Annotated in this window: 9 protein-coding genes and 1 pseudogene; 6 read left to right on the forward strand and 4 right to left on the reverse strand. The window is 56.6% G+C overall.

The features are described 5' to 3' along the window. Positions 1-19 precede the first annotated feature (19 nt). Positions 20-604, reverse strand: coding sequence for a carboxymuconolactone decarboxylase family protein (locus HDF08_RS11230; protein ID WP_179638545.1), 585 nt, complete (start codon positions 602-604; stop codon positions 20-22). 211 nt (positions 605-815) lie between these two features. Between HDF08_RS11230 and HDF08_RS11235 the strand changes: the two are divergent. From HDF08_RS11235 to HDF08_RS11250, 3 genes and pseudogenes are all read left to right on the forward strand, one after another. Next, positions 816-4,046, forward strand: a pseudogene (locus tag HDF08_RS11235) (TonB-dependent receptor). Next, positions 4,009-4,680 (forward strand): carboxymuconolactone decarboxylase family protein, encoded by a 672-nt coding sequence (locus HDF08_RS11245; protein ID WP_179638548.1) that lies wholly within the window; start codon positions 4,009-4,011, stop codon positions 4,678-4,680. Before HDF08_RS11235 ends, HDF08_RS11245 begins: the two are co-directional and overlap by 38 nt. Further along, a complete protein-coding gene (locus HDF08_RS11250; protein ID WP_257030979.1) occupies positions 4,677-5,954 on the forward strand; it encodes an MFS transporter in 1,278 nt (425 codons plus the stop codon). Before HDF08_RS11245 ends, HDF08_RS11250 begins: the two co-directional genes overlap by 4 nt. Positions 5,955-6,335: 381 nt before the next feature. On the opposite strand, the gene HDF08_RS11255 is transcribed toward HDF08_RS11250, so the two are convergent. From HDF08_RS11255 to HDF08_RS11265, 3 genes are all read right to left on the reverse strand, one after another. Next, positions 6,336-7,751, reverse strand: coding sequence for a glycoside hydrolase family 32 protein (locus tag HDF08_RS11255; protein ID WP_179638549.1), 1,416 nt, complete (start codon positions 7,749-7,751; stop codon positions 6,336-6,338). A gap of 241 nt (positions 7,752-7,992) precedes the next feature. After that, entirely contained in the window at positions 7,993-11,565 is a 3,573-nt protein-coding gene (locus HDF08_RS11260; RefSeq protein ID WP_179638550.1) for a TonB-dependent receptor, read from the reverse strand. A gap of 248 nt (positions 11,566-11,813) precedes the next feature. Beyond that, entirely contained in the window at positions 11,814-12,953 is a 1,140-nt protein-coding gene (locus HDF08_RS11265) for a GntR family transcriptional regulator (RefSeq protein WP_257030980.1), read from the reverse strand. A 1,458-nt stretch (positions 12,954-14,411) separates the two neighbouring features. On the opposite strand from HDF08_RS11265, the gene HDF08_RS11270 reads away from it, so the two are divergent. The 3 genes from HDF08_RS11270 (at position 14,412) to HDF08_RS11280 (ending at position 21,944) form a co-directional block, all read left to right on the forward strand. Continuing rightward, positions 14,412-16,508, forward strand: a complete 2,097-nt coding sequence (locus tag HDF08_RS11270) for a hypothetical protein (protein WP_179638551.1) — start codon at positions 14,412-14,414, stop codon at positions 16,506-16,508. Between the two features lie 278 nt (positions 16,509-16,786). After that, positions 16,787-20,317: a glycosyl hydrolase 2 galactose-binding domain-containing protein gene (locus HDF08_RS11275; protein WP_179638552.1), complete on the forward strand. Its 3,531-nt coding sequence runs from the start codon at positions 16,787-16,789 to the stop codon at positions 20,315-20,317. 223 nt (positions 20,318-20,540) lie between these two features. After that, entirely contained in the window at positions 20,541-21,944 is a 1,404-nt protein-coding gene (locus HDF08_RS11280; protein ID WP_179638553.1) for a hypothetical protein, read from the forward strand. The last annotated feature ends 6 nt before the right edge of the window (positions 21,945-21,950 follow it).

A 21,950-nucleotide genomic window follows, 5' to 3' on the forward strand; every position in this document is an offset into this window, starting at 1 on the left:
CGGCGGTACAACGGCAGTCTCAACTTTGCGCTCCGACTTCAGGCGCCTTCGCAGGCAGATATCCACGGCTTATCGAGACATACCCTTCCTGCGCGGTCTTCTTGCCTCGCTGCCGATACAGCTCTTCGTCGCGCGGTTGCCATGTATCCAGACCATCGACGTACCGGTTGTACATGCAGAAGGCTGCTGCAATCAGAACCGTGTCGTGAATCTCCATATCTGTCGCGCCTTGCTCCCGAGCAGCTTCTATGTCGTTCGCCGATACCTGCTTACCGCCCTTCTGCACCTTCGCTGCGATCACCAGTAGCGCCTTCAGCTTCTCCGAGATGTCCGCCCCGTGAAAGTCAACCTTCACACGCTTCACCAGTTCGTGGTCGTCGTTGAGGCAAGCAGCCGCGATAGAACCATGAACGGTCTGGCAGAAATAACAGTCATTCAGATATGAGACATAGGTCGCGATCAATTCGCGGTCTCCCTGCGGGAGAGAGTTCGGCGTGTGCAACAAAGCCTCCGTGAGTTCATTGAGAGGCTTGGCGGTCTCTGGACGAAGCGCCATCGCGCTGCGTATACCTTGCAATCCTTCTGGCAATTTAATGTGCGGCATAGGAGTTCTCCAAAATTTATATGCGAAAAGCATACGCCATAAATCACGTCCCGAAATAGATGGAGTCCGTTCTCCACCTTATGAAGGATGACAGATTGCCATGTGATCTATAGGATTCGCGTCAACCGCAACCACATTATTTGTGTATGCCTTCCTTGTCTTCAGGCCGTACGCAAAACCGGTTTTCTACATTTTTTGGAGGCTCTATCCGATGCGCCTGTATTCCCCGGTTGGAACTATCGCTTGCATCCTGGCTTTCGGTTCATCGTTGCATGCTCAACTGCCCAGCGGCTCGATCGGCGGGATCACGAGGGACCCGAGCGGCAGGCTCATCCAAGGTGCGCATATAACCGCGACCAATGAGCGGCAAGGCACCACACGAGAAGGTGCAACCGGCGCGGACGGCTCCTTCACGTTGTCGAATCTTGAACCTGGAAGCTACACGGTTGTACTCGCCTCCACAGGATTCGCTGACGTGCGCTACAGTAACGTCCAGATCGAAGCTGGAAAGTCCATTACGCTGGATACGACGCTGAGCGTTGCTGCTCAGACGAGCACGATCGATGTCAACAGCAATAGCAGACGGGATGTTGATCTTACGCAGTCCATGATTCAGGGTCAGATCACATCGCAGACTATTGCGAGTATTCCGCTGAACGGCAGGAACTTCCTCGAACTTGCCTATCTGGTGCCAGGAAACCGTCCCGCACCCACTTTCGACCCGACGAAGACCAACACCCTCGAAGTAAGCTCAGCAGGCGGATTCGGTAGAGGTGGCAACATTACTGTCGACGGCGGAGACAACAACGACGAGGTGGTCGGAGGAACACTCTCTAACTTCCCTGAGGATTCGATTCAGGAGTTTCAGATTGCGACCGCGAGATTCACGGCCGAAGTCGGGCGATCAGGCAACAGCATTATCAATATCGTCACAAAGACTGGAACGAACCAATATCACGGGTCATTGTTTTTCTACGAGCGCAATCGCAATCTGCAGGCACTGCCGGCGACATTCGACCGTTCCCTTCCCACGCCGCCATTTGACAGAGAACAGTACGGCGCAACGCTGGGTGGTCCGATCCGGAAGGAAAAGGCATGGCTCTTCACGGGTTTCGAATACCGCGACCAGAACGCAGCGCTCCAGACCGGAACGCGTAACTTCACGACCTCTCAAATTCAAAACACCTCTGCTCCCTCTCCACTTCGTGAAGCACTCTGGTCGACTCGATACGACCAGCAGTTAAGTGCGAAGAACACTCTGATGGCTCGATATTCCTTCAATCGTTCGACGGATACCGGCGAGGCCACACCCTCCCAGACCACACCCTCCTTCACGTCAGCGGAACGTCAGAACTCCCTCAACCGATTCAACTCGCTCGTTGCAGGACTGACAACTGTTCTCTCGCCCACCCGCATCAACAACTTTTCCTTCCACTACGACAACTTCTATAACGACATTCCGCCCTACTCACCCAGTGCGCCCACTACGAATCCGCAATTGAACCTGACGAACGAACTCATCTTTCCTGATATTGCAGATGGAGCAAATTTCAATCTTCCACAAGCCACTTTTCTGAACCGATATCAGTTCGGCGATGCTTATTCCTGGTCTTTTGGGAAACATGCTCTCCGGCTCGGCGGTGAATTTCAGCACTACACCGCGCACGGAGAGATCAACGTCTTCGGCACCGGCACGGTAATCCTTACGACCAACTTCGCCTTTGCTGATTTGAACGGAGACGGCAAAATCAACGATCTTGATATTCCGGAGGCAGTCGGAATCAAGAGCAGCGCGCCTGTCACGCCGGTGCCGATCCCGAAAGTCTTCAACGGTTACCTTGCGTTCTATGCCCAAGACGACTGGCGCGTCCTGCCCCGGCTGACTCTCAACCTTGGCCTGCGCTGGGAGTACGACTCCAACCTCACCGGGACCTCCAGCGCCCACGACCCCTGCCCCAACTTGACTACGGTGCCGACGAACCCATGCACCTGGATGGCGAACGTGATCGACCTTAAAAAGTCACCCGACATGAAGGACTTCAGTCCTCGCATCGGCTTCGCGTACGATCCCTTCGGCCTGGGCAAAACAGTTGTCCGCGGCGGCTACGGAATCTACTACGACCGCATCATTCTTGAAAGTGGCGCCGAAGAACTCGTGCAGAACGACCGCGCCCTCACCGTCACCCAATACGCCGGATCGTACTGCGTCTCCCCCTTTGTGCCTGGGCCGCCCAGTCTCAATGCATGCTTTGCTCCCCAAGCGAGCTTCGGCACAGGCAGCCCCAGCCTTGCAGCGCCATTCAGCGGCCCCCATCAGACAGGCGGAGTTGGCATGATCGGCATGGGCCCCGACTCCCATCATCCTCTGGTTCAACAATTCTCTCTTGGCTTTCAGCAGCAGTTTGGCGACAGCTAGGCTATGTCAGCAGACGGGCTGCACGTCTTCGCAAATCGTCAGTTGAATGGCCATCTGCTTCGCAGCACCAGTTCAAACTCTCCCTACGTTTCATGCCCGGGCAACAACGTGCCCTGCAGTTTGACCGATCCGCTCAGCGGAATCTCCGACAACATCACCCTTATCGAGTCCAGGGCAAAGTCCTGGTACGAGGGCCTGATCCTTAGTCTCCAGCATAGGCAGTCGCACCTAAGCCGCATAGGATATCAATACAACATCAGCTATACCCTATCGAAGACACTCGACTACTCCGACGACGATCAACTCACCAACAGCAACGCCAACGAGCAGGTCAATCTCGTCGAAGGAATCAACCAGCCCCAACTCGAGAAGGGATACGCCGTCACCGATGAGCTGAATCGAATCACCCTCTACGGAGAAGTGCAGTTCCCTTGGCAAATCTCCTTCGCGCCGATCTACGCCTTCGGGTCCGGCGTGCCTGCCGACACTTTCCTACCGGGGACCGCCATTAACAGCGCAAACGGCTCTCGCCTCCCTCTCATCTCTCGTAACTCCCTCGGTCGCGAGATTAAAAACAGCAATCAATTGAACGCTATGATCGATAAGTGGAACGCTCTTCCCGCGTGTCCCGCTACGTTTCCTTGCCTTGCGGGAGGACTCCTTCAGCACGTCCCGGGAAACATCAACTTCTTCAGTCCATTCAGCTCTCTCGACTTTCGGTTGCAGAAGCAATTCAAATTCAAGGAATTAGCCTCAACCTCATTGGAGAAGCATTCAATATCTTCAACGAAACGAACATCCGTGGCACCAGCAATAAGAACTATGCAGGACGAAGCATCTCCATCGGCCCTTTTCAATCGGCGCAAAACGGTCAACCCGCTCAGACAGTACAGTCGAACTTCTACTCCGCAGTTACGACCGCAGGAGGGTTCTTTGGCTCTGGCGGACCTAGAGCATTTCAGCTTGCCGCAAGATTGGAGTTCTAATCATGATCATGCGGGAAGGTCAAAAACTCGCCCTGGATAAGTTGCTTCCTATCCAATCGACAAACCTACCGATCGTAAACGAGAATGACGCCCCACCAGAGGTTGAACGCCTCTACATGAGGTTTCGCACCGACTTCGGCAGGCCACGCGTACCGGGTATTCTGCAGTGCTTTGCAACCCATCCGCCTCTATTGGAGCACATGATGGGTCTCGCACAATCCATGCTTTTCGTAGACGGCGCACTCGATCGACGGCATAAAGAGTTGATCGCGACGTTTGTCTCCTCTCTGAATAGTTGTGCTTATTGCGCTGACAGTCACGGGTTCTTTCTCCGTACGAATGGTGGCTCGCAGGAACTGCTTACAGCAGTAATGCAATGTGAGGTCGATTCCAAGGAGTTTACTTCGCAACAGGGATCCCTTCTTCGCTTCGTGCAAAAGATCACAGACGATGCGCAAAGCGTTTCTCGCGTCGACATCGAATTACTACACGACTCTGGTCGGACTGATCTGCAGATTGCGGAAGCCATCCATGTCACGGCGCTCTTCGCCTGTTTCAATCGGGTTGTGAATGCGTTTGGGCTGCCCTCGCAGGATCTGCTTTCCATGTACGCAAATGCTCCTCAGGAAGAACCCGGATCGTCCGAAGCGCCAAAACACGGGAGCAACGATTGAGCGACAAGGTTATTTTGAAGCTCCAGGACGATGAGAGTTCCATTAATTACCAGGGATGGAAAGTGGCGATGGCCGCCTTCGTCGGAGTAATGGTGAGCTTCGCTCCCATCGTGCCTTACACGTTCAGCCTGTTCCTGAACCCCCTGCATGCGGCATTCGGCTGGCAGCGCGAAGCCATCTCCGGCACCTTCGCCTTGGCAGCGATCACTGTAGCCGTCGTCTCTCCCGGAATCGGTGTTCTGCTTGACCGTCTTCCGCCGCGCCGTATTATTTTGCCCTCAATCGTAATCTTCGCGCTAGCGTTGGCGTCGCTCAGTAGACTCGGTCCGAGCATCCAACGTTTCTACCTGACTTACTTCGTCCTGGGATTAGTTGCCAACGGCACCGCCCAATTCGCCTATACGCGCACCATTCTTACCTGGTTCAACCGGCGCCGCGGGCTCGCACTCGCTCTCCTCCTTACCGGCAGCGGTGTAGGGTCCATTCTTATCCCTCCGCTTACGCAATGGGTAATTGATCACCATGGCTGGCGCGACGCCTATCTTATGCTCGGTGGAGTTGCGTTGCTTAGCTTGCCGGTCACCGCTCTTCTCGTACGCAACAGGTCTGTGCCGCAGCGAGTGGATGAAAGCCCAATGTCCGGCGCGACCGTCGGATCGGCACTCCGCACCGCACCCTTCTGGATACTTGCCTTCATCATCATGCTCTCGGCCTTCGGTGAAAATGGCCTGGTAACAAATCTCGCGGCCATGCTCACCGAACACGGCATCACCGTCCAGGCCGCTGCCCTTGCCCTGTCAGTAAAGGGCGGTGCAGGTATCATCGGCCGATTATTTACAGGCTTCTTGATCGACCGATTCCCCGCGCAGAGAATCCAGACCGGTATCCTTTTGCTCTCCGCCGCCGGCACGCTCGTCCTTGCCTTCTCGGGCACCTCGGCCATGGCTCTTCTGGGGGCGGCCCTCCTTGGCATCGGACTCGGAAGCGAAGCGGACGTCGCACCCTACCTGCTGGCACGCTACTTTGGGCGGAAACACTTCTCTGTACTCTACGGCCTTACATGGACCGCTTACGCGATTGGAGGCGCAACCGGCCCCATGGTGGTGGGACATTTCTACGACCGCGCTGGTTCCTATCAACCGCGCTGCATTGTCGGCTTGGCATTCACCACGTTACTAGCCGCCGGACTCAGCGTGTTCCTCCGAAGCGACCGCAATCCATATCACGCAACTGATATCAGCCTGGCCTCGGCCAGCATTTCGTTGGAGAAATAACCATGCCGCATAGTGCAGTTCTTAAAGACATGCCAGCGATCACCGCTGGTTGTGCCTTTCTCCGAAACTCGTGGACGAGGCGCGCCAACACCGCTTCGCACTCACGACACCGTACTCTTTACCGTAGTTTTCTCGATCTACAACCGCTACGTCGATGGACTGCAGACGACGGCGCGCGATGACGTGATGTGACGATAGGGATAAGCCCATGGATAGAGACGGCGAGGCCGAAGGTGGTTGGATTCAGTTGAGAGATCTCGGTAAGTTGCGATGTGGTGTCGGCGATGACTGCGTTGTCAAGGCCAAATAGGAGCCGCCCAGCACTCCTACGATCGCTGCCTTCTCAAGATAGCGATTCAAAAGTGATCTCGAAGCCGATTGCTACACCTGGGATGCGGGCGTGGTAAGACGATTGCCCGTAATCGGTGAGATCTTCCATGCGGTAATTTGACCTTCGCCTTTTACGCTAGCCGTAATATCGGGTGCGGTCTTTGCGCTGTAGTAGAAGCGACTAGTATAGCCCACGCGTTCGCTTACGATTGATTCGATCACTGAGCCGTCTACGAAGATATGAATTCTCGGCTCATCCGTCGGTTCAAGGGCTACCTCGTGTCCCGCCACATTCAACCTATGCTCCACGCTCGAGTAGCTGATGTGGAGAAGCTCGGCAGAGTTGCTCGCCAGGGTTAGCTCAAAGCTTTTTCCCTTGACGCCTGAACATATCACCTCTCCGGAGGCGCCCTTGAGCACCGCCCTAGCTCCCGTTGCCGACTGCTGTTTTGGAACGGCACCTGCACGCAAATGCCTCGATTCCGGGAGCACGCGAAGGCGAAGAGAACCATCTTTGTCGAGATTCATGACACGCGCCAGACTCATCATGCCGGACCATCCGGCCTCGCGCATTGCAGCCTCCGGCCGCCTCTCGGGGATCCATCCCCATAGGATCCTGCGGCCATGCGCATCAAGCTGTGTTTTCGGCGCATAGAATGCGTCCAGATCGAGCAGTCCCGTTTTAAAGCTTTGGAACTTCATCGTGACTTGATCGAGCACGCCGGATTGCCAGAAGACCTTGCCTTCGGTCGAGTAGATCAGTACATGGCCGCCATCGAGCGCGAAGAACTCGGGGCACTCCCACATCTCACCACTATCGCATGGATTCGAGGCCGGTTTGCCGTTCCACAATCCGCTGGACAGCGGATGCATGTACTCCCACGCGTTCAGATCCTTCGATCGGTAGAGCAGAACGCATCCACCGATCTTGGCCACTCCCGCCCCGATCGTCATGTAATACCAGTCGCCTTGTTTCCACACAGACGGATCGCGAAAGCCGGTGATCTTCATGCCCTCGGGGGGAAGCGGCACAACCGGTTGCGGGTTCTTGGTCCACTTGATGAGTTGCGGATCGTCGGACCACGCGAGACACTGCGACTCCTGAATCCTGTCCTGGCCGTCGCGAATCGTCGCGAGCTTGGCTGTGCTCACCTTCGTTCCGGTGTAGACGAAGTAGACACGCTTGCCGACCTGCAGCGCCGATCCGGAGAAGACTCCAAAGGAGTCCGGTCCGTCGGGAGTAGGAGTGAGTGCAAGCTGAAGATGAGACCAGTGCAGCATGTCATTGCTTACCGCGTGATTCCAGCTCATATTGCCCCACGTCGGACCCTGGGGGTTGTACTGAAAAAACATATGGTACTGCCCGTTAAAGTATACCGGGCCATTGGGGTCGTTCATCCAGTTTCTTGCGGGCAGCAGATGAAACTGGGGGCGCATAGGGTCAGCCGCAAGAGTGCTTGCGGGCATCTCAGGGCCTCCTGCCGGTAAGGCCGCCACGAGCTTACCTGGCAACAGAGTCATTGCGGTCACCAGGCCGCCCGATGACAGAAAAGCACGACGGCTCGTGAATCTTCCAGACGGTTGTTTCACTAACAGCACTCCCTCACAATTCGCGTAACTTTGTGAATGCAAAAAATAGCTTTTGCAGAAACGATAGGTTTGCAAAACAGAAGCGCACCGGCGGTCACTCCTTCGGTGCGCCTTCAGATTAGAACGACACACGCATGGCGAACTGCAAGGTACGCGGCAGATTGACTTGTCTCGTGACGGTACCGAATGCGGGATCGTTCAGGTTGCTGTTCGGTGGCGCGAATTGCGCGCGGTTGAAAAGATTGAAAGTCTCCACGCTAAACTTTCCGGTCACGCGCTCGAATATCGGAAAGCTCTTGTTTGCGGAGAAGTCAAAGTTGGCCGCGCCGGCAGAGCGGATGTTTGAATCCACGCGCCGTTCATCGCCGAACTGGAATTGGCCCGGATTGTAGAAGCAACCCTTGCCGCCTTCCGAATTTGGAGTGGTGTTGAACCACGAATTGACTCTGTTCTGCGCCGACCCCGTCGCGGTTTTGACGCAACCGGGAATGACGTTCGGCCGAATAGGTCCGGAACCGAAGTACTGGCTCAGGAAGTTTCCGTTGGTAGAGAACGGCACCGGCAGTCCGCTGTGGAAGGTCGTGATGCCGTTCACACGCCATCCGCCGACGACCGCGTTGACTAAAGAGTTCGCACGATTGAGATACATCTGGCCGCGGCCGAACGGAAGATCTATGCCGTAGTTGATCACGAGGTTGTTGGTCAGGTCCTGAAGGCTAATCGACTTTTCCGCCTTGACGTTGTAGTTGTCCTGCACGACGCCTTGGCCACCTTGTCCATCTTGGAAGCTGCTGGTGTTGTCCGTGTTGCTAAGCAGCTTCGCCCAGGTGTAGGCAACCTGGATGAGACCTCCGTGGCTGGTGCGCTGTGTGAAACTTGACTGCAGCGCCTCGTAAGTGGAGGCGCCAAACCGCGGGACACTCTGGTTGACTCCCGTGTACTGCGGGTACGGCTTCAGCAAGTAGCCTTGGAGCACCGTGGGCTGATTCAGTTGGCCACCCGAGGAGAACCTTCCTGCGTATGGGTTCGGTGTTGGGGTGAAGAGACCGGTCCCTGAGCCGGGGTCGCCGCCAATAGAGTCGTACTGATCAGGCAGTTGGTTGAGATTGATGCCGGTCCCGGTGAAGCCCTGTGAGAGCACAAGGTGGGTGCCCTTTGCTCCGGCGTAGGCAAGCGTGAAGGTCGACTTGTTACTCAAGGCGCGCTCTATGCCGAAGTTGAATTGCTGTACGTAACCGTAAGGTTGATCGGGGATGCGAGATCCGATCCCTTGTCCTAGAAGCTGCGTGAGGGCCATAGGATTGCGTCCGAGTGGCAGGTTGATCCCGTTCGGGAAGGGATTAGCGACCGTAGGCTCTCCGGCGTAACTGGTGCCCGGTGTGTTGGCAAGGCTTGTCGAGGCTGAGTTGATCGGGCTGCCTCCAGGTCCGTCCGCCGTAATTTCGGCCGGGAGAAAGGCGATACCGTAACCGCTGCGAACGACGGTTTGATCGTCCAGACGATAGGCGAATCCAACGCGTGGAGAGAAGAGCTTCCAGTGGAGCTGCTCCTCACGTCGCGAGGAGTAATCCGGGCTTGCAACGAAGGAGAGACCGCCGACCGTCGCCTGGCTCGAGCCAGTGACGGGATTTGTAACAGCCGGAAGACTAGTCGCTAGGTTGGGGAGCAGGACGGTGTCGTTGTTGTTAACCTCAGAGTAGGATCCGGGCTGCTCCCAGCGAACGCCGAGATTCAGCGTTAGCTTATTGCTCGCCTGGTAAGTATCAACGCCGTAGAAGCCGTAGGAGTGAAGGAAGGCACGAGTTGCACCAACCTCATTAATACCAACGCTCGATGGCACGCCTGCCAGGAAGGAGGCAAGCGCGTTTCCAGAGGTGGGATCGGAGGGGCTCGCGGTAAAGCTCGAGAGCGCACTCAGTCCAACTCCCTGATTGTTGCCGAAGCCAGTCCACTCGATTTGGCGTCCAATACCGCCGACCTTGATAGTGTGGCGGCCTTTGACTTTGGTCAGACTTCCGTTGATCGAGTATGCGGTGTTTAGCCAGTAGAGCTGCGAGAGCTCAGCTCCCACACTATAGTTCTGGATACCGAGGCCTGGTAGCAGACCCTGGTTGTTGACCTGCTGCGACTGTAGCGCGCCGTAGTTTGCGTTGATGGCGCTTTGGTTGAATCCATTCGAGAGGGGAACTTGAAAGTTGTAGTTCTCGAGGTAGGAGAGCCTGAGGTCGGCGATAGTTGACTGATTGAAGACGTGATTGTCGCCCACAACTGCTTCTGTGGTCGTATTGCCGGTCGGCCCCGCGCCAGTCTTGGTCCCCAACGGATCACTGTCGCCGTTGTGCGGATTCCAGAAGGTGTACCGCGCGAAGAGTTGATCCGCCTTACCCAGGCTGTAATCCACGCGAGCGTTGTACTGGTTCTGTGCGCCTGAGATTGGCGCAGTGGCGACATAGTTGTTCGTCAGTCCCGGACGGTTCGGAAGTGGAGCCTCGAGCTGAAGGATCTTTACTGCGGTGGGATCGGGAGCGCAGATAACATTGAGGCGCCCGTTGCAGGAGTACTGCACGCCGGTCGCAGGGTTATAGATGTTCGTTCCCAGAGCCGAGAAGTCGCCGCTCAATTGCGCAGCGGTTGGAAGCGTGTAGGTAGAGATGCTTCCCGAGGTTAGCGTCTCGCGCTCGTAGGAGAAGAAGAAGAACAGCTTGTTCTTGATGAGCGGGCCACCGACGTTGGCTCCGAACTGATTCTGATGCAGCGGCGGCCGCGGAAGTCCCTGATGGTTGCTGAACCAGTCGTTCGCATCAAGCACCGTGTTTCGGAAGTACTCATAAGCCGAGCCGTGAAACTCGTTCGTGCCGCTCTTGGTGGAGATTTGAATGACCCCGCCTGCGAAACCGCCAAACTCTGCGGTCACGTTATTCGTCGAAACGCGAAACTCCTGCACAGCGTCCTGTGTGGGCACCAGCGAGTTGACGTTGTTCTCCGGGATGTTGGACAGCACGCCGTCGACGAAGAATAGGCTTTGTCCGCTGAAGCCGCCGCCGATCTGGTAGTTGCCGTATGCGATTGCCTGCGTCTGTGCACCCGCCTGGAAGCTACCGCTGCCTCCGTTGGCCATAGTATTGCCCGAGGTTCCGCCGCCGGGCACAACGCCAGGAACGAAGTCCAAAAGGTTGTTTACATTCCGACCGTTGAGCGGAGACTCAAGAACCTGTCTCCCCTCAACCACCCCGCCCAACGAGGAGCTGTCCGTCTGAAGACTGGTGTTTTCCGACGCCTCAACCGTCACGCTTTGCGACACATCGCCTAGAGAGAGAGCTGCATCGGCACGCGTCGTGCCGCCGATGGTCACGTCGACATGCGATAGATTGAACGCCTTAAAGCCAGGGTTCGAGACGACGACTGAATAGGAACCCGGATTGAGGTTGAGGAAGGTGTAGTTGCCTCCACTGCCTGTGTTCGCAGTTTCCGTTTGACCGGTGCCGTTGTTCGTCAACGTGACTTGGGCACCGACTACGGTCGCGCCAGCGGAGTCCTTAATGGTGCCGACGATCGACCCGAAGCTGGTCTGCGCGAATGCCCGCGGATGGCCGAGGAACGGCAGGAGAATGACGAGGCACACCACAAAAATGCGAGAGATGTGATTTCGGCGGTTTGAAAGACCTTTTGCCGTAGAACATTGCTGTTTCATTTGCCGCCTCCTGAGGTAGCGAGAGTCCGCAGGGAGTAACGCATTCACCTTTGCGTAAAGCTCGCTGCGCACCTTCTGATCCGAAGACATTTTTAGTGATTTAGGTATACATATGTCAAGAAATTGGTATAGGTAAATGTGATTAATCTGAATATACCAATTCCGACACTTAGACCTTTTGTCAAAAGACGTAAGAGAGAGGATTTGCATTGATGGGGACATCGCTGCGCTGATTAGGATGAGTTCGCTTAGTCGGTCAAGGTTCCACAGGACTGCCGCACGACTAGGTGGGCGTCGAGAAGGATGGAGCGAGGAGAAAGAAAAGGATTGTTTATTCTTTCGAGCATTGCCGACATAGCAGCTGCGCCGATATTGCCGCATGGCTGGTGCATTGTTGTGAGAGGGACAGGCAGCAATCCGGCGTAGCTGACATCGTCGAACCCGGCGACCCGGACCTGTTCTGGAACCCGTTTGCCCAACCCGAGCAGGGTTTGCATTAGATTGGCCGCGATGTGGTCGTTGGCACAAACGAGTGTGTCAAGCGATCTACGGTCGAGGACCTCGCGGATCGTCTTCGAATCAATCGCGTCTTCAGGAACAATGACGATTTCAACCAACGATCTGCCCACGGCGAAGAGTGCCTCGCGGCAACCGACAATGCGGGCCTCTACGGTCTCCACCGAACCTTTTCGGGCCAGAAACGCAATGTTTTTCGCCCCCAGCTTGAGCAGGTGTTCGGTGATGAGGTACCCTGCACGCCGATTGTCAAGACCGACCAAATCGTGCCGGCTCATGGCGGGAAACCTCAGTCCGCAGCGGTCTAACAGTACGACCGGGATGGTGGCCTGATCCAATTTCTTGAGAATTTCTCTATTGACGCGCTCACGATGCGGGCTGAACTCGAGCGGCGCGAAGAAGACTCCATTGACCTTCTGATCGAGATAGTGCTGACAGAGCTGTTTGGCCTGCTCCTCTTTGTTGTCCGCGCTGGCGAAGGAATGTCCCCAGAGCAGCGAGTGCCGCTTCGCCTGCGGAGATCGAACCATGCCGCGACAAATGGGCTCGAAAATCTCAGTTTCGCCGAGATCAGGTATGAGCAGGCCGAAAACGAGGCTCTCCGATCCGTCCTGGGGCGCCGCGTAGGTTCCGGACCCCACGCGCCTCACGACTAGGCCCTCCTGCTGCAAATGCTGAATAGCCTTAACGACGGTCATGCGGCTCACCTTGAACCGTCGCGTTAGTTCCGCCTCGCTCGGCAGCCGGGCACCTCCCCGGTAGTGGCCCGAGTTTAGTTTCTGCCTTAACGTTTGTACGATATTGAGATACTTGGGCTGCGAGCTGCTATCCCGATCTTCACTTTCGTCGAAACCATCTTCCATCTCGGCCATGTCGGTCCTCGCCAGCTCCATAGTCAACCCACGGCAGTATTTTGACAAGCTGATAGAGCTTTAGACTAGACAACTAACAGAAGATTTGAATATACGCGAGTCTGGTTCGATACGGATCACCATACGGCTATTATGCCCTTCGGCTTGGTGCTTTGATGTGCCTCTGGAAGACCGAAAATCTATATGTGTGCAGATCTCCCAAAGCCGGGATTAGGCTTCCTACTCTTAGCGCTGAATCGCGAGTTAGAACCCCGTCATAAGGGGTCCAGTACACCAAACGTCTAAAGTCGTACGCTTCACCTGTAGGAATTTCGAGGATGATTTGCATCTGCCGCTCAATTTCCAGCACATTCTCAAAGCTATAGTTGTGACACTGGCTAATGGCCGTGAGGTAGTTGATAAGGGTGTCAAGTTCCTGTCTCCAAATGCAACTCCACACGATTGGCGGCCTAGCATCGCGAATCTCATCGCCAATTGATATTGTATCGGCCGCGACGAAGCCTCTTCGCAAGCAGGTTTCTAAGCTTGCCGCGCTTCCCGAAGATTGAACCGCCACTAAAGATAATCGAAATGAGAGGCCATCTCTTGTCCAAGCACACGGATCGCATTGGATCTTGACTCAGACGATAAAAGCGCCACTTAGCACCTCTATCATGCAGGTTGGCAATCGTAGAATAGCTTTAACTAAGCGCTCCATCAACTTGCGTGTCGTTTGAGCGATCACCGATAGCTTCTAGGCAGGACTCAATGATATTGAAGAATGCTTCCGGCATCGAGCGCCCGCACGAATCCAGATTATTCCGGTCAAAAGGTTCGAATCGATAGAGTGCTGCAGCTCCGTCAAAACATTTTAGAAAAATGTTGAAGGTGCGCTCGGCTTCGCTCCGACTTGACTCGGGTATGAATCGGTTTGACCTCTCTTTTTAGTACGTATTCTCTACAGTAAGTTACCCACACGAAGTTGTAGAAATTCCGTCAATTACAGATTACGTCAAAGTAATACCGTACAGTACCTTGACGTTTACCGTCGTTAGAATGCCTGATGTGCAACAGCTTTGTATTTCTGAAGGGTCTCACTATCCCGTAAGGATCACGCTGGTCTCTGCTTCATATCGCTTTCGAAGGCAGTATCAATTACGACAATAAGCTTTGCCGACGATGTTTTCCCTTGCGGAGACTGATAATGTTGACCCGTTAAAAACAGATTAGCAGCACAGTCGGCTTGGCTACCAAAAAATGACTCCAAGGATTGTTTGGCAATGAACCTCGTAATCCCATCCGTTCAATTTCACAGTTCTATCGCCGTGCTTATAGAAATACGACAGACCAGAACTCATGCCAGGGCGATGCATGCCACGACCGCCTCTAACCGGCAACAGCCGCTGTACGGTGCACTGAGAGCGACCGAAGGCAATTCCATTCTAGATGCAAGTCTTATCCCTGGAGTCATCTGAGTAAATGTCCCACTTTTCCGCTTCACGCAACGATTTGATCTTTCGTGTGCTCTCAACGATTTGGATTTTTACGGCTGTTTTCAGCCAAGCATCGTACGCAAGTGGTGTACTCCCACAACTAACACTGTATCCTGTGCCGGCGGAGGTAAGCTCTTCGCACTTCCGCGTGAGCCTGAACGGACAGAGCACGGACGTACTGCACGCGGCGACGGGCTACTACCTGCTGAACTTTGATACCTCCGGTCCGGTCCATGTCTCGGTCACGGCGGACGATCCACATTTCTGGGACAGCGGTGTTGAAGTTCAACCGATGCGTTTTGGCATTCGCCCTGCGCGCCACGGAGCGACGATCAGCTTCACCATGGCGGGGCCATCGAAGCTGACGATCACGCGCCCCGGCGACCACTTTGCCGATGCTGAGATTCTCTTCCTCTTCGCCAACCCCATCGACCACTCCGGCATCACGGCTTCAACGCCACACGTCCGCTACTACGGCGCCGGCGTCTATCACGAGAACATCGATGCCAGTTCCGGGGACACCATCTATCTCGCCGGCGGCGCGGTCCTATTCGGCTCGCTCAACATCTGGCAGGTCGAGAACGTACATGTCCTCGGTACCGGCACCATCATCTACGACGGCCCGCAGAATCCGTATTTTGATACCGGCTGGATACATAAGAAGAATTGGCACTGCATCATCATGGACAACGCACGCAACATCGAGCTCGACGGCATTACGTGCATAACGCGCAGCCGGAGTTGGCAGGTCCAGATGAAGGACTCGCGCCACATAGGCATCTACAACGTTAAGGTGATTGGCGGCAATCCGAACGACGCCAACCAGGACGGCATCGACTGGCTTGGCGGCGGCGACACCACGATTCGCAACAGTTTTTTCCGCGCCTCGGACGACGTCTTCGCGCTTCAGGGTAACTGGGACGGGTACGAACTAGCGTTGATGCGCATTCCCGGACACGACGTCACCAACATCACAATCGAAGACACGATCGCTTCAACCAGTATCTCGAACACCATCCGCGTCGCGTGGCCCCAGAAGACGTTCAACAGCGCCCACTTTCATATGAGCAACATGGACGTGATCCACACCGGCTACGGCGGCTGCAAAGTTCCTTTTGCGTTCTTCGAACTCTGGGCCGATCCCGAAGGCAGAGGCTCGCACTCTGACTACCGGTTCCGGGACATTCGTCTTGAGGACTGGTATTCGCTCGTCAACATCGACCAGCCCAACCCGAGTGTCCGCGACATCGCCTTCAAAGACATGTGGGCTATGGATGGTCCGGCGATGGTCGCTCCAATTTTGAAGGGTGATGTATCCGGAGTGACGCTCACGGGTGCAACCGAACAAGGTTTTGAGGGCGCAGCGACCGACGTTGAGGGAGGAGCTACGAGTCCGGTGATTGAGCCGGCACGGATCAAAGCTCACTTCACCTACACTGCAGGTTTGCTCAAGCCAAAGCAATCTGTCGAATTCACGGCAGATGATCCCGCGACCGAGGGCCGCCGCTTCGAGTGGCTCTTCGGCGATGGAACACGAAGCGAAGGCCGCAGTGTTCGCCACCGCTTTCCGGACTCGAAGGGGACGCTGCTTGACGGATCGGGCCGCTTTCGCGTGCTCCTGCATGTGAGCGGCGGCAACAGCGAACAATCGCAGCAGGGATGGAGCAGCCAGCCGGTTGTGATCGCTCAGGCCAGGCTTGCCCCCGCGTCGGTGGCTCTTGAAACTTTGCTGCCCGGAGCTAGCGTCTTCGACCGCATCCTGCACGTCCCAGCCAACGGAGGCTACACCTTCACGCTACTGACCAGCCTGGAGGCGACGATGAGCATCGACGGACACTCGGCGCACTCGCCCAAAGCACGTCGGCAGGTATGCGGCTCTGAAGGCGACTCCGTGCAAGCGATGCGCATCAGCACTGCGCTTACCGCCGGAGATCACCACATCCGCATTGAGCGCAGGGTCGGCCTCGAAAACGCGCAGATGCCTCCCGGGCCAGTCTCGGACCAGCCTCTTCTGCTTTGGGAGGGCCCTGGCATCGATCGCCAGCCAATCCCCAAGAGCTTTTACTCTACGGTGGCGCCGTAGTGCGTGTAGCTCTTGCAATCTTTCCCGGCTTCTCTGCTATGACTCACGCTCACGCGTCTCTCCGACAAGTGGGTCGCGGTATTCCGGAAGCTCGACCACGGCGGGGAGAACAAGCTATTCCTCGAGCTGTGGACACACAAGTCGATTAAAGCCGTTATATCGCACTTGTGCCGTCGCTGGAGTGCTGTTGCTCCGCCTCACCGCTCAAAAGTAACCTGGTTGGAATTACAAATCCGGAACCTTAATCAAGAGGGATGAATTCAAGAGGGAATGAATTAATGATTGCTGGATCCATCATTTGCAATTTGGGCGGACGAATCGGCGCAGTTGCTCTCATCGCTTTCGCCGCAACTGGCCGTGGCATGGCGCAGAGTCCCACCGTGCCAAGTCTTATCATCATGGCCCAACCGGCAGTGGCGTACGGCCCGTACAACGCACACATCCTTCAGGGGGGCATTGGACTCAGCAAGAATCTTCATGAGCATGAGGCTCTCGCAGCAGCACAGCATAGCTGGTCGATGTCGCTCTGGTTCAAGTCCGATGAGCCTGCACAGACTGCTTTCCTCGCCGGAGTCGGCCATCCAAGGGAGAACTTCCCGCGCTATCTCGCGCTGAAGGATGGCCGCCCCGCATTCTGGGCAGGCGGAATGGGCGAAGGCCACGAGCTCATCGGCGCAACTCCGCTCGCCCGCGGCGTCTGGCATTCGCTGGCAGTATCAGTCGACGCCGATGGCAGATCGCACCTCCTAGCGGACGGAGCCGAAGTCGCGTCGGGGACGATTGCACTCGGCGTCTCGTCAAGCGCGATCCTCATGGCCCCAACCGAAGACTCTTCCTGGCCTGGCACGAAGCACTTCGGTGGCCTGCTCGCGCAGGTCAGTCTGCGCTCAACGCCGCTCTCTGCGGATGCGATCTCAGCCATGTCTACAGTGCCGGCGGGTCTCGACAATCTTCCGTTTGAAGAGGGTTCGCGGCCATGGCCCATCCAGACGCAGGGCCCATCCGGAATGGTGGCTCCGCAGGACCCGTCGCTGCTCCCGCATAGCTCTGCGCCATTCCTCGCGCCCAAAGCGGTTCCTTGGGCGGTGGGTACCGATGCCGCGATCAACGACGGCAATACGCTCATCCTTCGCCACGGCTGGATGCTCGCAGACGCTGCGGATATCAAGGTATCCGGCAGCGAAATCGCCGGCTCGAGTTTCGATGACGCGAAGTGGATGTCCGCTGTTGTTCCTGGGACCGTCCTGACGACGCTGATCGCACGTGGCGTCTATCCAGACCCGGACTTCGGCCTCGACAACATGGCCATCCCCGAGTCGCTCTCCAAGCATAGCTTTTGGTATCGCAACACCTTCACCCCGCCCGCAACGATGAAGGGCAGGAAGCTTGCAATGACCTTCCACGGCATTAACTACCGCGCGACGATCTTCATCAATGGCAACCGCGTCGGTGACGTCCTAGGTGCATTCCGCCATAAAGAGTTCGACGTGACACAGTTCGTCAAACCCGGCGAGAAGAACACCCTCGCCGTCTTCATAGAGCCCCCATTCCATCCTGGCATCGCGCATGAGCAGAGCCTCGCCGCAGGCTCCGGCGATAACGGTGGCGTGATGATGCTCGACGGCCCGACTTTCGGCGCGACCGAGGGTTGGGACTGGATACCCGGCATTCGCGACCGCAACATCGGGATTTGGCAGGATGTAGTGGTGACCGCAAGCGGCGCAGTCGAAGTCGCAGTTCCGCAGATCATCACGCATCTCAGCGATCCAGACCCAGCCATCACCACGGCCGAGATCACAGTCCGTGTGCCGCTCGCGAACGACACCAAGGCCGCCGTTCGCGGCACGGTCGGGATTGCGTTTGACGATGTCCATCTTTCGAAGGCTGTGATTGTTCCATCAGGCGGCACATCCGTCGAACTATCGCCCAAGGAGTTTCCGCAGCTTATTGTGCAGCATCCGAAGCTCTGGTGGCCGAATGGCTATGGCGCACAGGACTTGCACACCATGAAGCTTGTTTTTGAGCAAGGTAGAAAGGCTTCCGACGTTCGGGAAGAGCGCTTCGGCATCCGCGAGATCACCTACGAGATCAGCGCCTTCGATGCCAGCGGCCACGTTCGCCGCGTCGAGGACTCGCCGACGGTGGCTAAGCTGCTCGGCAAAGGCCCGGTCATCGAGCAGTCCCATGAAGGGTTTCGCGAGACACCCGAAGGCTGGATAACCTCGATCGTTCCCGGCATGGAAGACTCACCCGCGCTCAAGCCGGATGCCGACATGAAGCCTGGCACTGCGCTCGTCATTAAGGTGAACGGCATCCGGATCGCTGTCAAAGGCGGAAGCTGGGGCATGGACGATATGCTCAAGCGCGTCTCGCGCGAACGCATAGAACCCTTCTTTCGGCTGCACAAGGAAGCCAACGTCAACATGATTCGCAACTGGATGGGCCAGGACACCGAAGACGTCTTCTACGAGCTCGCCGACGAATATGGCATGTTGATCTGGAATGATTTCTGGGACTCGACACAGAACTGGAATCTCGAACCCGACGACTCCGAGCTCTTTCTCGCCAACGCGAAGGACACGATCTCCCGCTACCGCAATCATCCTTCGATCGCCGTGTGGTGCGGCCGGAACGAGGGCGTTCCTCCGCCTGCGATCAACGTCGGACTCAACAAACTAATCACCGAACTCGACGGCACCCGCTACTACTCTGCTGACTCGAACAAGATCAATCTGCATGATAGCGGTCCATACAAATACCAGGAGCCAGAGGACTACTTTACTAAGCTGTCTCTTGGTTTTGCAGTAGAAGTTGGGCTCGCCTCGCCGCCAACTCTGGAAGCCTTCCAGGCATTTCTTCCGAAAGAAGACCAGTGGCCCATCAGCGACGACTGGGCTTACCACGACTGGCATCAGGGCGGGAACGGCGCGACTGAGCCATTTGTTCAAACGATCAATGAAGAGTTCGGTCCGGCGACGAGCCTTACAGACTTCGATCGCAAGGCGCAGATGCTCAACTATGAGGGTCACCGCGCTGTCTTCGAAGGCTTCAACGCGCATCTCTGGCAGCCCAACAGCGGCCGCTTGCTGTGGATGACGCAGCCCGCATGGCCGAGCACACAGTGGCAGATCTTCAGCCACGACTATGACACGCATGGTTCATTTTACGGAGTGAAAAAAGCTGCGGAGCCGATCCATGTTCAAATGAATCTTCCCGCGCACGATGTTGCCATCATCAACAACACGCTTGTACCGCTCACGAACGTGACGGTCACGGCGCAGGTCTTCGACACAAGGAGTAAGCCACTGCTCGACAAGACCGCCACCCTCACCGCCGCTGCAAACGCCGAGACGCCCGCGCTTGCGATGGAGCTTCAGGCCTCTCTGGAGGCTGCGGGCACGGTTCTGGTCAAGCTTGAGTTGAAGGACAGCGCTGGCAAGCTGCTCTCCGACAACTTTTACTGGCTCGCAGCGAAGAAGTCCGACTACCGCCGCATGAACGAGATGCCTGCTGCAAACCTCACTGCTATGGGGAAGATCTCCACGGTAAACGGAGGCGAAGGCCATGCGACCATCACTCTTGTGAACTCCGGAACCGGAGCTGCAATCGCAACCAAGCTCACGCTCAAGGATGCGACCACCGGGCTGCGCATCCTGCCCGCGTACTACAGCGACAACTACGTCTCACTGCTTCCCGGCGCGACGAAGACGATTGAGATTGCCTATCCCACGACGAGCGCAACCACGATGATGAAAGTCGATCTGCGTGGATGGAACGTTACACCGGCTTCCATTGCGCTCGCTCCGTAGTCTGCGAGTTCTCTCTGCCCTTCGCACGGCGTCTATGCTCCGCATCTCGCACTTAGGGGGCAGTCTACGATGCGTCCCGCGCACTCAGCGACGGCAGGCCCACATCCTGGAAGTTGAATGACCGGGTAGACCCCTGCTGCGAGGCTTGTATCACTTAGTGCTGGACGATCCAGCGGGGGTATACTACCGCCGGTTAGCTTATCGATATTAAATGGGAACAAACATGCCAACTGTGCCGCACGCGCCCGAGAGTCTTTCCTCCCCGCTACCCCGTTTGGAGCCGAGCGACGCGGCGGTTCGCGCCACCTTGCACCTCATTCTGCAAAGCCAGCCCTTTCGTACCAGCAGGCAGTGCCAGGATCTTCTTAGCTATGTCGTCAAGCACTCCCTGCATGGCGATGACGCATCGTTGCGCGAACGCATCCTCGGCATCGAGGTCTTCGGCCGTGCCGCTAACTACGACACCAGCGAAGATCCAGTCGTCCGAATGCGCGCCGCCGACGTCCGCAAGCGCCTTGCCCAGTTCTACCAAGCCGTCGAGCCTAACTCCCACGCCAACTCAGACGCACCCCTTGAGATCGTCCACATCGAGCTCAAGCCCGGATCGTACCGGGTCACCTTTCACTACGAACACGCGCTAAAAGAGGACCACGGTTTGAGGCCAATTCCGGTCTCCGCGTCCGCCCTCGACTCCGGCTCCCATGACTCGACGGCCCTTACAGCCGGCGCAGCCCTGATAGCGCCGCCTGTGCTTGATCAGGCTGCTCCGCTGTCCGTCAACTTCGACCACCCCCCGCAGGCGCGCCGGGCAGGAGTTTACATCGGGCTTGCCGCAGTGATCTTCTCTCTGCTCGTTCTCGCCGGCTGGAAGGCCTGGACAGTCCGCTCTAATATTTTGCAGCAGAGATTCTGGGCACCGCTTACCCGCTCCGGCCAGCCTGTCCTGGTGTACGTCGGATCAAACGCCGTCTATCGCTTTACGCCCGCATACCTCGCACGCTACAAAAAAGAGCGTGGAATCGAACACAATGGTCCCGAGTTCTTTGTAGATCTCCCCAAGGGCGGCACCATTCAGGCAGACGATCTGACGGCGGTCAAGGACACCTTCGTAAGTGTCGCGGATCTCGCAGCTGTCACGCAGGTCGTCAGTCTCATGAAGGGCTGGGACAAGCCATATAATCTCAGGTCTGCATCGGACATCACCATCGGTGACATTCGCAATACTCCCACTGTGCTAGTCGGCGGCTTCAACGACACGTGGACACTGGAGACGACGAAGGACCTCCCTTACTCGTTTCGAGATGGCGTCAAAATCGAAAACCGCGCGGACCCCGCACATAGCTGGAAGATCAACGAAGAAAACGGGGTTCCGGCGACCGAAGACTACGCTCTGATATCACGGCTGCAACATTCGAATACCGGGGGGCCAGTGCTTTCCATTGGCGGCATAGGCTCGTTTGGCACCCAGGCCGCAGCGGAGTTCGTTACCAGCCCCGACAGGATGAACGACCTTCTGAAGTCCGCGCCACCTGGCTGGGAGGGGAAGAACATGCAGGCCGTCCTCCGCATCAAGGTTGTCGGCTTCGCCCCGGTCGCGGTCGATGTGGCTGCCACGTCGTATTGGTAGACCAGC

The sequence above is a fragment of the Tunturiibacter empetritectus genome (assembly GCF_013410875.1).
Classification (GTDB): Bacteria; Acidobacteriota; Terriglobia; order Terriglobales; family Acidobacteriaceae; genus Edaphobacter; species Edaphobacter empetritectus.